Here is a 13092-nt window from a genome sequence, read left to right as displayed (position 1 = left end):
CGTTCGGTTCAGGGCGGCCCCGGGCCGATCCGAGCGAAGCCCGCTAGCCCTTGGCCAGCTCGGAGGCCGAGGGCACCTGGTCCTTGACCGGGGCGCCGGCGCTCTTGCCCGCGTCCTTCACCTGGTTGATGACGTCGTCGAAGGAGTTCGCCGCGTTCTCGTCGCCCTTGCGGAGCTTGGCCGGCAGTTTCTTCAGGGCCTCGATGCCCGCGGTGAGCGGCGCGAGGGCCTTGGCGAGGGCCGGATCGCCCTGGGCGTTCTTGTGGGCCGCCTTGAGCCGGTTGTAGGCGAAGGCACCGGCGAGACCGGCCTTCACCAGGGCCAGCTTGCGGCCCTTGGCGCCCTTCTTGAACTTGCCCGCCTTCCAGGGCTTCACGATCCACTGGTAGGTGGCGCCGGCCGCGAGGCCCGCGTTCGCCACGAACCGGGTCTTGGCGAACTTCTGGCGTTCGGCGGACGTGGTCGGGCTGGGAGTGGCCTGGTCGGCGGCGGCCGTCGCCGGGGCGGCTGTCTTCGTGCTGGTCGTCTTCCCGCCGCCTCCGCAGGCGGCGGTGCCGGCCACCAGGGCGCAGCACAGGGTGAGCGCCACGACGAGGCGCCGTATCGGTACGGGCACGGGTCCTCCGCAGGTGTCTCCCCGAGTGGTCTGCTTCCTCGGGAAGCCTCACCCGGGGCGGCCGTGTGCGCCACTTGGCGGACACCGTTCGGGTTTCACCGCGCACCGCCCGGCAATCCGGAAGGTATGTCCCCTCGATATCGCAACAGTGCGAATCAGGCCGGCACGGTCATAGCCGTCGTCGCCGACATCATGGCCTTCATCCTCGGCCTGTGGATCGTGATGTACCTGCTGGACGCGAACCGGGCCAACAGCCTGGTCCAGTTCGTCCACGACGCCGCCTCCTGGCTGGCGGGCTGGTCCCACGACCTCTTCACCTTCGACGAGGCCTGGGCCCGGGTGGTCGCGGGCTACGGCCTCGCCGCCGTGGTCTACCTCTTCATCGGTCACGCCATCGCCAACCGCATGCACCGCCACTGAGCCCCACGGGGGCCCAGGGGGGCTCCGTTCGGAAACGAAACCCCCTAGTGGGAGCAGTCGGGAGCCAGGCCGGCCGGCAGGTGTTCACCGCCGAAGACCGCGCAGGTGGCGTCGTGGCCGCCGAGTGCGGCCACGGCGAGGAGGAGGGAGCCGGCCGTCCAGGTGGTCAGCTCGCGGGGCCAGATCGCGCCGTCCTCGAAGACGTAGCCGGTCCAGTACAGGCCGGACTCGGGATCGCGCAGGTGCTGGATGGACTGCAGGACCTCCAGGGCGCGGTCGGACTCGCCCATCGCCCACAGGGCCAGGGCCAGCTCGCTGGACTCGCCGCCGGTCACCCAGGGGTTGGGGACCACGCAGCGCACGCCGAGTCCGGGGACGACGAACCGGTCCCAGGACTCCTCGATGCGGGCCTTGGCCTCCGTGCCGGTCAGCGCGCCACCGAGGACCGGGTAGTACCAGTCCATCGAGTAGCGGTCCTTGTCCAGGAAGCGCTCGGGGTGCCTGCGGATGGCGTGCCGCAGCGCTCCGACCGCCAACTCCCAGTCCGGCTGGGGCTCTTCGCGCTCCTCGGCGATCGCCAGGGCGCAGCGCAGCGCCTGGTGGATGGAGGAGCTGCCCGTCAGCAGCGCGTCCGCCGTCGGTGTGCCGTCGTCCTCGCGGCGCCAGCCGATCTGCCCGCCGGGCTGCTGCAGCGCCAGCACCCATTCCACGGCCGCGTAGACGCACGGCCACATGCGGTCCAGGAACGTGTCGTCGCCGGTGGAGAGGTAGTGGTGCCACACGCCGACGGCTATGTAGGCGACGAAGTTCGACTCGCGGGCGCGGTCGGTGACGTCGTCGTGGGCGCCGTCGGCATAGGCGGCGTACCAGGAGCCGTCCTCGTTCTGGTGGGTGGCGAGCCAGGTGTACGCCCGCTCGGCGGCCTCGTGCTCACCGGCCGCGTCCAGGGCCATGGCGGCCTCGGTGTGGTCCCACGGGTCGAGGTGGTGCCCGCGGAACCACGGGATCGCCCCGTCCTCCCGCTGCGCGGCGAGGATGCCGCGGACGGTCGCGGCGGCCTGCTCGGCGGTGAGGACCCCGGGCAGGACGAGGTGTTCTGTCCGGGGGGTGGTCACTGGGCGGCCGCCTCGGAGGTCTCGGTGAGCCGGGGCAGATGCGGCTTGGTCGCGTAGACCACGAAGCTCTTGCCGATCAGCGGGTTCAGCGCCTGCTCGGCGACCCGGGTGGCGAGCGGCTTCTTCATGATGTCCCAGACCAGCAGCTTGTGGTACGCCCGCACGGGCAGCGCCTTGTCGTTGTCGACGCCGAAGGCGCACTTCAGCCACCAGTACGGCGAGTGCAGGGCGTGCGCGTGGTGGCTGCCGTAGGGCTTCAGGCCCGCCTCACGGATCTTCGCGACCAGTTCGTCGGCCTTGTATATGCGGATGTGGCCGCCCTCGACCTCGTGGTAGGCGTCGGACAGCGTCCAGCAGACCTTCTCGGGGCCGTAGCGCGGCACGGTGACGGCGATGCGGCCACCGGGCCTGAGCACCCGGACCATCTCGGCGAGCACGCCCTTGTCGTCGGGGATGTGCTCCATGACCTCGGAGATGATGACGACGTCGAAGGACTCGTCCGGGAAGGGGAGGGCCAGCGCGTCGCCCTCCATCGCCGTCGCGGTGGCGCCCTCGGGGGCCTCGCCGGCCTCCTTCATCGCCGCGAACCACTTGGCGACCTCGCGGATCTCCTCACCGTTCTGGTCGAGGGCCACGACCTGGGCGCCGCGCCGGTAACACTCGAAGGCGTGCCGGCCGGCCCCGCAGCCGAGGTCCAGGACACGGTCGCCGGGGGCGAGCGGGAACCGGGAGAAGTCGACGGTCAGCACGTGGCCCTGCTTTCGGGAGAGATTCCTGCAACAGTCGCTGCGGCCGCCGGGCGGCCGGGGTTCTGAGCCGCGGACCGGCCGATCGCCTCGCGGTAGCGGGCCACCGTCCCCTCCGCGGCGCGGGCCCAGGTGAAGTGGCGCAGCACCCGTTCCCGGCCCGCCGCACCGAGCCGCGCCCGCAGGCCGGCGTCCCCCAGCAACCGGCCGAGCGCGGCGGCCAGCGCCCCCGCGTCGCCGGGCGGCACGGCCAGGCAGGTCTCGCCGTCGCGGCCGGCGACCTCCGGGATGGCGCCGCCGGTGGTGGCGACCAGCGGGGTGCCGGTGGCCATGGCCTCGGCGGCGGGCAGCGAGAAGCCCTCGTACAGGGAGGGCACGCAGGCGACCTCGGCGGAGCGGGTCAGGTCGACCAGTTCGGCGTCGGAGATGCCCTTGACGAACTCGACGGCGCCGTCGAGGCCGTAGCGTTCGACGGCCTGGGCGACCGGGCCCTCGGTCGGGCGTTTGCCGACGACGACGAGATGGGCGGCCGGGTGCTCGGTGCGCACCTTGGCCAGCGCCTCCACGAGGAAGACCAGGCCCTTGAGGGGCACGTCGGCGCTGGAGGTGGTGACGATCCGGCCGGGGACCTCGGGGACGGCCGGATTCGGCGCGAACAGGTCGGTGTCGGCGCCGATGTGGACCACGTGGACGCGGTCGGTGCGGACGCCGAGGTGGTCCACGATCTCCTGGCGGGAGGTGCCGGAGACGGTGAGGACCGAGGGCAGGCGGCGGGCGACGCGCTTCTGCATCCGGGTGAAGGCGTACCAGCGGCGCACCGAGTAGCGGCGCTGCCAGGTGTCGGCCGCGTCCAGCTCCAGCTGCCGGTCGACGGTGATGGGGTGGTGGATCGTGGTGACCAGGGGCGCGCCGATGTCGCCCAACAGGCCGTAGCCGAGGGTCTGGTTGTCGTGGACGACGTCGAACTCGCCGCGGCGGGCACGCAGATGGCGGCGGGCGCGCAGCGAGAAGGTCAGCGGCTCGGGAAAGCCGCCGGTCCACATCGTGGCGACCTCGAGGGCGTCGACCCAGTCCCGGTACTCGTCCCGTCCGGGGGTGCGGAAGGGGTCGGGCTGGCGGTAGAGGTCGAGGCTGGGCAGCTCGGTCAGGGTGAGGTCGGGGTAACCCTCGTCGATGACGGGGTACGGCTGGGAGCCGATGACCTCGACCCGGTGGCCGAGGCGGGCCAGCTCACGGGAGAGATGCCGTACGTAGACACCCTGTCCGCCGCAGAACGGGTTCCCCTTATAGGTGAGGAGCGCGATGTCGAGCGGTCGCTCGCCGTCGGCTGCGGGGTCCTCCTGGGCACCCGCTTCCCGGGCCTCAGCGGTCACTCCGTGCCCCCTTCTGCCTGCACTGTCCCGCGAGACTACGACGGGACGCTAATCTAGAACAAGTTTCAGACTTGATCGTTCAAGAGGCTCTGAATCTACCGGCAGGTAGGGGCGCTGTGACCAGTGGATCAGGTGATTCACGCCACGGCCGGCCGCCCTGCCGCGCTGTCTGATCACGTGCCCTACAGACGCCCTCACCGACTGTCACGGAACGGGACCCATGCCTGCGGAATCCAAACTGCAAGCCAGTACGGACCGGCCCTCCTCGTCCCCGCTCACCGAGCGGCAGGAGGCCCGTCGCCGCAGGATCCTGCACGCGAGCGCGCAGCTGGCCAGCCGGGGCGGTTTCGACGCCGTGCAGATGCGCGAGGTCGCCGAGTCCTCCCAGGTGGCCCTCGGCACCCTCTACCGCTATTTCCCGTCCAAGGTGCACCTGCTGGTGGCGACCATGCAGGACCAGCTGGAGCACATGCACGGCACCCTGCGGAAGAAGCCCCCGGCCGGCGACACGGCGGCCCAGCGCGTCGCGGAGACCCTGATGCGGGCCTTCCGCGCCCTGCAGCGCGAGCCGCACCTGGCCGACGCGATGGTCCGCGCGCTCACCTTCGCCGACCGCAGCGTCTCCCCCGAGGTCGACCAGGTGTCCCGGCAGACGACCGTGATCATCCTGGACGCGATGGGCCTGGAGCATCCGACCCCCGAGCAGCTCTCGGCGGTCCGGGTCATCGAACACACCTGGCACTCGGCCCTCATCACCTGGCTCTCCGGCCGCGCCTCCATCGCCCAGGTGAAGATAGACATCGAAACGGTGTGCCGGCTGATCGACCTGACTGAGCCGGGGGCGTCCCGCTGACGCGGCTGGGGCCTCTTGCCCGACCGTGTTCCACAGCCCTCAAGCCTTCCGGAACCCGGTGACCCTGCTCCCGCCCCCCTACTCCTCCGGTGGGAACACCGGCTCGCCGTTGCCCAGCAAGGTGATCACTATGGCCTCCACCGGGCAGCTCTCGGCCGCCTCCAGGAGCTGTTCGCTCGCGTCGGTGTCCGGCTCGGCGGGGTGGGACTGGCGGGCGGAGTCGAGGCGGAAGCCGTCGGGGGCGTGGTGGAGGCACTGGGCGGAGCCGATGCACACGGAGCGGTCCACCTCGACGTGCCAGCGGTCGCCCATTCCTACGCCCCCGCCGGCAGGTGGATCATCTTGTGCTCGAGGTACTCGCCGTAGCCCTCGGGACCGAACTCCCGCCCGAGGCCGGAGTTCTTGTAGCCGCCGAACGGGCCGAGCATGTCCAGGCTGAAGGTGTTGACGGAGTAGGTACCGGTACGGACCTGCCGGGCGACCTCGATGCCGTGCTCGACGTCGGCCGTCCAGACGCTGCCGGACAGGCCGTACTCGGAGTCGTTGGCGATCTTCACGGCCTCCTGCTCGTCGCCGTACGGCAGCAGGCAGATGACCGGGCCGAAGATCTCCTCACGGGCGATCCGCATGGAGTTGTCGACGTCGCCGAAGAGGGTCGGTTCGACGTACCAGCCGCGCTCCAGGCCCGCGGGACGGCCGCCGCCGGTGAGGATCTTGGCGCCCTCCTCCTGGCCGATCCGGATGTAGTCGAGGTTGCGCTGCTGCTGGCGCCGGGCGACCAGCGGGCCGACCTGGGTGGCCGGGTCGAGCGGGTCGCCGGTCCTGAGCGCGCTCGCGGCCTGTGCGAAGGCGTCCGCGAACTCGTCGTAGCGGGCGCGCGGGAGGAGGATGCGGGTCTGGGCCACGCACGCCTGGCCGTTGTTCATCCAGGCCGCCGGGACGATGCCCGCGACCGCCGCCGACACGTCCGCGTCGGGCAGCACGACCGCCGCCGACTTGCCGCCCAGCTCGAGGGTGACCCGGGTGAGGTTGCGGGCCGCCACCTCCATCACCCGCCTGCCCGCCGCGACCGAGCCGGTGAAGGACACCTTGTCGACGCCGGGGTGCCCGACCAGGTACTCGCTGACCTCACGGTCGGCGGGGAGGATCGACAGGACACCCTCCGGCAGACCGGCCTCACGCGCGATCTCGCCGAGCAGGTACGCGTCCAGCGGGGACTCCGGGGACGGCTTGAGGACGACCGTGCAGCCGGTCAGCAGCGCGGGGGCGAGCTTGGCGGCCGCGACGAACTGCGGGACGTTCCACGGGACGACGGCGGCGACCACGCCGACCGGTTCACGGCGGACGAGGATCGGGCCGAGGACGCCGTCGCGGCGCTCCTCGTAGGTGAAGTCCCGGGCGACCCGGATCGCCGTGTCCCACACCATCATCGCGCCGAGCGCCTGGGCGAGGACGCTCCAGGAGTACGGGGAGCCGTTCTCGGAGGAGATCACCCGGGCGATCTCCTCGTGCCGGGCGAGGATGCCGTCCTTGATGCGCGTGACGACCTCGATCCGCTCCTCCAGCGTCGCGCGCGGCCAGGACCCCTCGTCGAAGGCGCGGCGCGCGACGGCCACGGCCCGGTCGACGTCCTGCCGGGAGGCGTGCGGCACCCGGCCGATGACCTCCTCGGTGTGCGGGGACACCACCTCGATGACGTCCTCGCCGAGGGGATCGGCCAACTCCCCGCCGATGAACAGCTGCCCGTGTTCCACAAGCCCGGTCATGCCCGCCCGCCTCCCGCCGCACCGCCTGTTTCTGACGCAGTATCAGAACTGATATCAGTTCTAGTTATAGTGGGCAATGGCCGTGCTGCGCGGGCGACGGGGTGGAGGACGGATGGCGAGGACGTTCGATCACGGCGGGGGCGTACGGTCCGTTCAGGTGCCGATCCCGGACAACCCCCTCGGCCACACGCTGGTGTACGTCGTGGACACCGGCCGGGGGCCGGTGCTGGTCGACACCGGCTGGGACGATCCCGCCTCCTGGGAGGCTCTGGTGGCGGGCCTGGCGGACTGCGGTACGGCGGCGGAGGAGGTGTACGGGGTCATCATCACGCACCACCACCCCGACCACCACGGGCTGTCGGCGCGGGTCCGGGAGGCGTCCGGTGCCTGGGTGGCGATGCACGCGGCCGACGCGGCGATCGTGCGGCGGACGCGGGAGACGCGTCCGGAGCGCTGGTACGCGTACATGGCGGACAAGCTGACGGCCGCCGGGGCGCCCGAGGAGCACATCGCCCCGCTGCGGGCCGCCCGGGCCCGCCGCACCCTGCCCGGTCTCTCCCCCGCCCTCCCGGACCGGGAGATCGTCCCCGGCGAACTCCTCGACCTGCCCGGCCGCCGGCTGCGCGCGATCTGGACCCCGGGGCACACGCCCGGCCATGTCTGCCTGCACCTGGAGGAGGCGCATCCGGCGCACCTCGCGGGCCACGGGCGTCTGTTCAGCGGCGATCACCTGCTGCCGGAGATCACCCCGCACATCGGTCTGTACGAGGATCCCGACGACGCGACCGTGACCGACCCCCTCGGTGACTACCTCGACTCCCTGGAGCGGGTGGGCCGGCTCACCCCGGCCGAGGTGCTCCCCGCCCACCAGCACGTCTTCGCCGACGCCCCGGGCCGGGTACGGGAGTTGCTCGACCACCACGAGGAACGCCTGGCCGGACTGCTCGCCCTGCTCGCCGAGCCCCTCACCCCCTGGCAGCTCGCCGAGCGCATGGAGTGGAACCGCCCCTGGGCCGACATCCCCTACGCCTCCCGCAACATCGCCGTCTCCGAGGCCGAGTCCCACCTGCGCCGCCTGGTGAAGCAGGGCCGGGCGGAACCGGTCGCCGGGAGCGATCCGGTGACGTACCTGGCGGTGTGATCCCGAAGGGCCCACCGGTCGAGGGCCGATCGGTCGGGGCCGGTCAGTTCAGGGTCGACAGGAAGGCTCGTTCGGCGGCGGTCAGCGGCGGGCCCGCGAGCGGCGGGAGCGGGGGGCCGGTGAGGGCGGACAGGACCGCGTCCGGGCGCATCAGCCGGGTCGGGCCCGTGCGCAGGCAGGTGACGTCCCACAGGGCGGACGCCGCCGTGTAGGAGCCGGTCGCCGCCCTGGTGAGCCGCCGCGAGTATCCCGCGGCGAGGCGGTCGGTCACGGTCGGCCTGCCGCCTTCGACGCCGGGGTAGAGGACGTCGGTGCTGACGGCCATGGCCCAGGCCGCCTCGACGGAGCGGGCCATCGCGCGCTGGACGCCGCGGGCCAGGCCGGGCGTGTGGAGGCCGCTCTCCTCGAGCGCCCCGGCCAGGGCCCGGGCCCCGAGTGCCGCGACCGACATGCCCTGGCCGTAGAGCGGGTTGAACGTGGCCGCGGCGTCGCCGACCGCGACGAAACCGTCGGGCCAGACGCGGGCCTTCTCCAGGTACCGGCGGGAGTTGCTGGTGCTGCGGCTGGTGAAGACCTCGGTGAGCGGCTCGGCGCCGGCGATGAGCCGGCCCACCAGGGGGCTGGGCAGGCCGAGGGCGTACTCGAGGAAGGCGTCGGGGTCCTTCGGGGGTTCGCTGCCGCGCATCCCGCCGAGGCTGACCATCCATTGGTCGTTCTCGATGGGCACGATCATGCCGCTGCGTCCCGGCAGGCCGGTGTAGGGGTCGGGCTGGATCAGCGTCAGCGGCCAGTCCCGCGCGCCGGGCGGCGTGCGGTAGACGCGAGTGGCGTTGGCCAGACCGGAGTCGACGGACTTCTCCCGGATGTCGTGGACACCCAGGTCCTCGAGCCACGAGAGCACGCGTGTCCCCCGGCCGCAGGCGTCCACCACCCAGTCGGCGTCGAGTTCCTCCGAACGGCCGTCGGCGGCACGGCGGATGCCGTGGCCGGCGAGGAGGCCGGTGCCGGACCCGGCATCGACACCGACGGCACCCGCACCCGCACCCGCACCGGCACCGGCACCGGCACCGGCCTCCAGGCGTACCCCGAGAACCCGGCGCGAGCTGCCGCGCAGCCCGGTGACCCGGGCCCGGTGGATCTCGACATTGGCGTGGCTGCTCAGCACCGCCCTGCGCACGACCCACTCCAGCAGGGGCCTGCTGCAGGTGAGCGTGACGTAGGTGTGGTGCCGCCAGCGCCTGAACCAGCCCGCGGGGGTGTGGGCCAGCATGCCGGAACTCAGCGCCAGCTCCCTGGCTCCGGCGGCCAGCAGGTGCTTGCGCAGCTCCGCCTCCGGAAGGAGCCGCTCCATCGCCTCCAGGCCCCCGGGCATGAGCAGGTGAGCGTGGCGGCCCTGGGGCACGCCCCGGCGGTACTCGGGCGCGTCGGGCAACTCGTCGCGGTCGAGCACGACCACGTGGTCCACGGACCGCGCCAACGCCGCGGCGGCGAGCATGCCGGCCGGTCCGGCACCTACGACAACAGCTCTGGACGACATCACGGCTCTCTTCCGACAACAGCTCTGGGCGACATCACGGCTTGCTTCCTTCAGCTCCGAGCGGCTCGCGCCGCGTCTTCGCGCGCTGCTCTGACCACGGGTGACCTGGCCAACGCACGCGACAGTTGCACCAGTTCGCCCGTGTCGGAGAACACGGCGGTGTGCAGACGGGACGTTCCGGCCGACTCGGGGGTCACGGACGGCTGCGGCTGCCGGGCCTGGTGCGCGGCATCGACGACCATGGCGGCGGCCGCGATGAAGTGGGCTTCACCGGGCGCGCTTCCCTGACCGCGGGCCTGCCGGTACGCCACCTCCCGGACCCGGCCGTCGCAGCGCGACTGCAGGGCGAGCAGGGCGTCGAGGATGCGCACCTCACGGTAGTACAGCCGGCCGCGCGGCAGTTGCCAGCGCGGCGGCGCGGGCTTGGGGGCGGTCGGCACCGCCTGGAGTTCGGCCCAGAGCGGGGCCAGGGCCCGGTAGTCCCAGAAGCTGTGCCACTGGGCCAGCGCCGCGGGCAGGAGCCGGGGCAGCGCGAAGCCCGTGCTGCAGATCAGAGCGCCCAGGGCGGAGGCCGGCGGAGCGAGGTCGGTGGACAGGCGGTCCAGATCGTGTGCCGCCCATCGGGCGATGACCGCGGTGATCTTCGCGCACTCGAAACCGATCACGTCGACGACCAGCCCGGCCATGATGAGCCGCAGTCCCACGCGGAGGATGCCGGTGACCTCGCGGGACCATTTCAGGCACATGTAGCACGTGATCAGCGCGCAGGCGCCGTGCCCGAAGAGGTAGAGAACGATCATCTCGCGCATGTACGGCGTGTTCGCGTAGTACGTGTCGAGGTCCCGGAGCCGCTCGACCGGCGCGTTCCCCAGGGCGAACAGCGTGATGATGGCGACGATCAGCAGGCTGTACACCGTGGCGACCCGTACGCCCCAGCGCCTGATCTGGTCGGCGGGACCACCGCGCCAGTTGATCAGGAGGATCAGCAGGGAGGCGCTGTAGGCGGAGATGACGCTGTAGGTCATCGGCGCGCCCAGGTTGGGCGTGCCGGTGAGCCCGTTCACCGCGGCCAGGGTGACGGGGGCCGAACAGAAGAAGCAGAGTCCGCCGAGGAAGATCGAGACGCAGGTCGAGGCGGTCAGGGGGTCTCTCAGGGCGACACGCGGTCTGCGGAAGAGGAGCAGGGAGGTCAGGACGAACAGACACGCTGCCGAGTACACGACAAGGCTCATGGGTCGAGAACTCCGTTCAGCACATGGCCAGGGCGCGCTCGCCATGGCTCTCGGCGAGTGCGTCGGCGATGCGGAGGAGAGCCGAAAGGTCCGGGCGTTCCGGTAGCGGTGCCGCTTCGCCGGCCACCGCGAGCCCGGGTCCGCTGTCGCTCACGGTCCGGGTCGCGGCGGTGATGGCCGTGGCCCACGCGGTGGCCTCCGCCTGGTACCGGTCGCCGGTCACGCGCAGCCGATCGGTGTACGTCTGCCGGTACAGCCCTTCGTCGAAGTACCGTTCGAGGTAGCGCAGTCCGTTGTAGATGGTGCTCTGCCGCCAGGTCAGCCAGCGGGAGGGTGAGGGCCAGAAGGGGCGCGGGACGCTGAGGTACTCGCGCCGCAGCAGCTCCATCAGTTCCTGCTCCAGCGGGCCCAGGCGCGCGTACTCCCGCCAGCATCGCGCACGCGTAGCCAGGAAGGGGCCGACGAGAGGGATCACGGTGCCCGTCACGGTCAGCGCCGCTCCCAGTCCGGCGCAGGCCGGCGAGAGCGTCGTACCGAGCACGGACCAGTCGCGTCCGCACCAGCGGGCGACGACGGCCACGAGCTTCGAGGCGCTGTACCCCGCGCCGACGACGGTCCCCGCCCCCATGGTCAGCAGTCCCGCCCTGAGCGCGCCGCGCAGTTGCCGGGCCCAGGTGAGCGAGCGGTACGCGGTGACGACGACGGACGTGAAGTGCCCGACGAGGTACAGGACGATCATCTCGGCGATGTAGGGCGTGGTGGCGTAGTAGGTGTCGAAGTCGGTCCGGCGCTCCACCGACGTGTCGCCCAGGACGAACAGGGCCGCGACGCAGGCGAGGACGCCCCAGTATCCGAGCACCCAGCGCCGGACGGCGCGCGTCGCGCCCGGCCCGCCGCGCCAGCTCACGACGAGCACCAGGGACGCGGCGCCGTAGGCGGTGATGGCCGCGTAGGTCAGCGGTGCGGCGAGGTTGGGCACGCCGCTGACGCCGTTGATGAACCCCACCGTGCGCGGGGCGCCGAACAGGAAGCACAGCGAGGCGAACGCCAGGGCGCTGCTGAGGGCCAGCAGGAACGGGTCACGCCATCTGCGGGCGAGGTCGGGGGCCTTGATCAGCAGGGCCAGCCACAGCAGTCCGCAGCTCACATAGTTGATCAGGTCGCTCACCTCTGGGCCCCGCGGTAGTTGAGGGCCGCGCCTATGCGTCCTGCGAGGTCGTCGTTGGAGGGGGTCTGTGCCGCGTAGACGGAGTCGGGGGCCGCTTTCAGCCAGGGCCGCAGTCTGTCGCCGATCAGCATGCCGAACAGGTCGGCGCGCTGTTCCGCGGCTTCCAGGAACCGGGTCCGCGCGGCGGTCGGCCGGGAGGCGTCACCGGCGGCCGACGGGATCGCGTGCTCGGCGTGCGCGGCCAGGTGGGCCGGGTCGTCATCGGCCATGTGCCACAACTCGTGGCCGAGGATCACGAGTTTCATCCAGGGCGGTGCGTCCGCCTCGATGATGATGTCGTCGGACGTACTGCGCTCGATCCAGAGCCCGGTGGCGGAGGTGTGCGGCGGAAAGTTGGCCTGGTGGACGACGATGGGGCGGCCGCGCCAGCGGGAGGCGGATTCGACCAGGGCAGCGAGAAGATCACCGGGGTCCGCGGGAATCGGGACCCTGAGGGGGTCGATGAGCGCGTTGGCGAACCGGCGCATCTTCCTCGTTGTGCGCACCATTCCCCCGAAGGCTGCGGCTGACATGGGAGCGGCGGTCGGGTCGGCGTGCCGCTGCTCGACACGACCGTGCGGGTCACGTCTGATCGCCAATATGCCAACTCCCCGCCGCTACGGCCAGCTTCGCCCGTCACCCGAGCACGGGAGGAAAGGGACGTTCAGCGGAAACGGGATGCCGCGCGGTCCGGCGGGTGACCGAAACGCGCGCCCAAGGGCGACCGCTCCGGACACCCGGTCCACAGGCCGCTCCGGACACCCGGCCCAGGGGCCACTGCGGACCCGCGGCCCGCACCCGTTCCGGCACGGGGCGGTGCGCGAGCCGCCGGTCTCGGCCGTGACCCCGGTCACCGCCCCCGTGTGCCCACGGCCACCCCTCGGGCCGCGCGAGGCTGCCGGTAAAGTGGCGGAGTCGTCATCACACCCGTACGGGGGGAAGCCGGTGCAATTCCGGCGCTGACCCGCAACCGTAAGCCGTCCCGGACGGTGAGCCGGACCACCCCGGACGGGACGTTGACCGGCTCACGTGCGTCGGCGGCCCGCCCGCGCACGGCACCGTCGAGGTTTACGGAGCCGAGCCGCC

At 72.0% G+C, this 13092-nt stretch carries 13 protein-coding genes and 1 riboswitch; of the genes, 3 read left to right on the top strand and 10 right to left on the bottom strand.

The window, feature by feature from the left end; all coding sequences use genetic code 11:
* Positions 1-43 precede the first annotated feature (43 nt).
* Entirely contained in the window at positions 44-616 is a 573-nt protein-coding gene (locus tag ACZ5CW_RS32160) for a hypothetical protein (RefSeq protein WP_468607594.1), read from the bottom strand.
* 126 nt (positions 617-742) lie between these two features.
* Between ACZ5CW_RS32160 and ACZ5CW_RS32155 the strand changes: the two genes are divergently transcribed.
* Positions 743-1036, top strand: coding sequence for a hypothetical protein (locus tag ACZ5CW_RS32155; RefSeq protein WP_468607592.1), 294 nt, complete (start codon positions 743-745; stop codon positions 1034-1036).
* A 44-nt stretch (positions 1037-1080) separates the two neighbouring features.
* On the opposite strand, the gene ACZ5CW_RS32150 is transcribed toward ACZ5CW_RS32155, so the two are convergent.
* The 3 genes from ACZ5CW_RS32150 to ACZ5CW_RS32140 are packed head-to-tail and all read right to left on the bottom strand — an operon-like array spanning position 1081 to position 4270.
* The gene (locus tag ACZ5CW_RS32150; protein ID WP_468607590.1) at positions 1081-2151 is read right to left on the bottom strand and encodes a prenyltransferase/squalene oxidase repeat-containing protein; all 1071 of its coding nucleotides are present in this window, start codon (positions 2149-2151) and stop codon (positions 1081-1083) included.
* Positions 2148-2900, bottom strand: a complete 753-nt coding sequence (locus tag ACZ5CW_RS32145; protein ID WP_468607588.1) for a class I SAM-dependent methyltransferase — start codon at positions 2898-2900, stop codon at positions 2148-2150. Before ACZ5CW_RS32145 ends, ACZ5CW_RS32150 begins: the two co-directional genes overlap by 4 nt.
* On the bottom strand, positions 2894-4270 hold the full coding sequence (locus ACZ5CW_RS32140) for a glycosyltransferase family 4 protein (protein WP_468607586.1): 1377 nt from the start codon (positions 4268-4270) through the stop codon (positions 2894-2896). The genes ACZ5CW_RS32145 and ACZ5CW_RS32140 overlap by 7 nt, the downstream gene beginning before the upstream one ends.
* A gap of 220 nt (positions 4271-4490) precedes the next feature.
* Between ACZ5CW_RS32140 and ACZ5CW_RS32135 the strand changes: the two genes are divergently transcribed.
* Positions 4491-5123: a TetR family transcriptional regulator gene (locus ACZ5CW_RS32135; RefSeq protein ID WP_468607584.1), complete on the top strand. Its 633-nt coding sequence runs from the start codon at positions 4491-4493 to the stop codon at positions 5121-5123.
* Positions 5124-5201: 78 nt separating this feature from the next.
* Here ACZ5CW_RS32135 and ACZ5CW_RS32130 read toward each other — a convergent pair whose 3' ends face one another.
* A complete protein-coding gene (locus tag ACZ5CW_RS32130) occupies positions 5202-5435 on the bottom strand; it encodes a ferredoxin (protein WP_468607582.1) in 234 nt (77 codons plus the stop codon).
* Between the two features lie 2 nt (positions 5436-5437).
* The gene (locus ACZ5CW_RS32125; protein WP_468607580.1) at positions 5438-6889 is read right to left on the bottom strand and encodes an aldehyde dehydrogenase; all 1452 of its coding nucleotides are present in this window, start codon (positions 6887-6889) and stop codon (positions 5438-5440) included.
* 112 nt (positions 6890-7001) lie between these two features.
* Here ACZ5CW_RS32125 and ACZ5CW_RS32120 point away from each other — a divergent pair, with 112 nt between their 5' ends.
* A complete protein-coding gene (locus ACZ5CW_RS32120; RefSeq protein ID WP_468607578.1) occupies positions 7002-8030 on the top strand; it encodes an MBL fold metallo-hydrolase in 1029 nt (342 codons plus the stop codon).
* Between the two features lie 43 nt (positions 8031-8073).
* Here ACZ5CW_RS32120 and ACZ5CW_RS32115 read toward each other — a convergent pair whose 3' ends face one another.
* The 4 genes from ACZ5CW_RS32115 to ACZ5CW_RS32100 are packed head-to-tail and all read right to left on the bottom strand — an operon-like array spanning position 8074 to position 12512.
* Positions 8074-9567 carry an NAD(P)/FAD-dependent oxidoreductase gene (locus tag ACZ5CW_RS32115; protein ID WP_468607576.1) on the bottom strand — a complete coding sequence of 498 codons (1494 nt, stop codon included), beginning with the start codon at positions 9565-9567 and terminating at the stop codon, positions 8074-8076.
* 50 nt (positions 9568-9617) lie between these two features.
* Complete coding sequence (locus tag ACZ5CW_RS32110) at positions 9618-10799, bottom strand: MAB_1171c family putative transporter (protein ID WP_468607574.1); 1182 nt, start codon at positions 10797-10799, stop codon at positions 9618-9620.
* A gap of 16 nt (positions 10800-10815) precedes the next feature.
* On the bottom strand, positions 10816-11967 hold the full coding sequence (locus ACZ5CW_RS32105; RefSeq protein ID WP_468607572.1) for an MAB_1171c family putative transporter: 1152 nt from the start codon (positions 11965-11967) through the stop codon (positions 10816-10818).
* On the bottom strand, positions 11964-12512 hold the full coding sequence (locus ACZ5CW_RS32100; protein WP_468607828.1) for a toxin: 549 nt from the start codon (positions 12510-12512) through the stop codon (positions 11964-11966). The genes ACZ5CW_RS32105 and ACZ5CW_RS32100 overlap by 4 nt, the downstream gene beginning before the upstream one ends.
* Positions 12513-12941: 429 nt before the next feature.
* A riboswitch (cobalamin riboswitch) is annotated at positions 12942-13011 on the top strand.
* The last annotated feature ends 81 nt before the right edge of the window (positions 13012-13092 follow it).

The organism is Streptomyces sp. NPDC031379 (assembly GCF_055569615.1).
The sequence above is the reverse complement of the archived record's forward strand: the minus strand, read 5'-3'. Positions and strand labels throughout refer to the sequence as shown.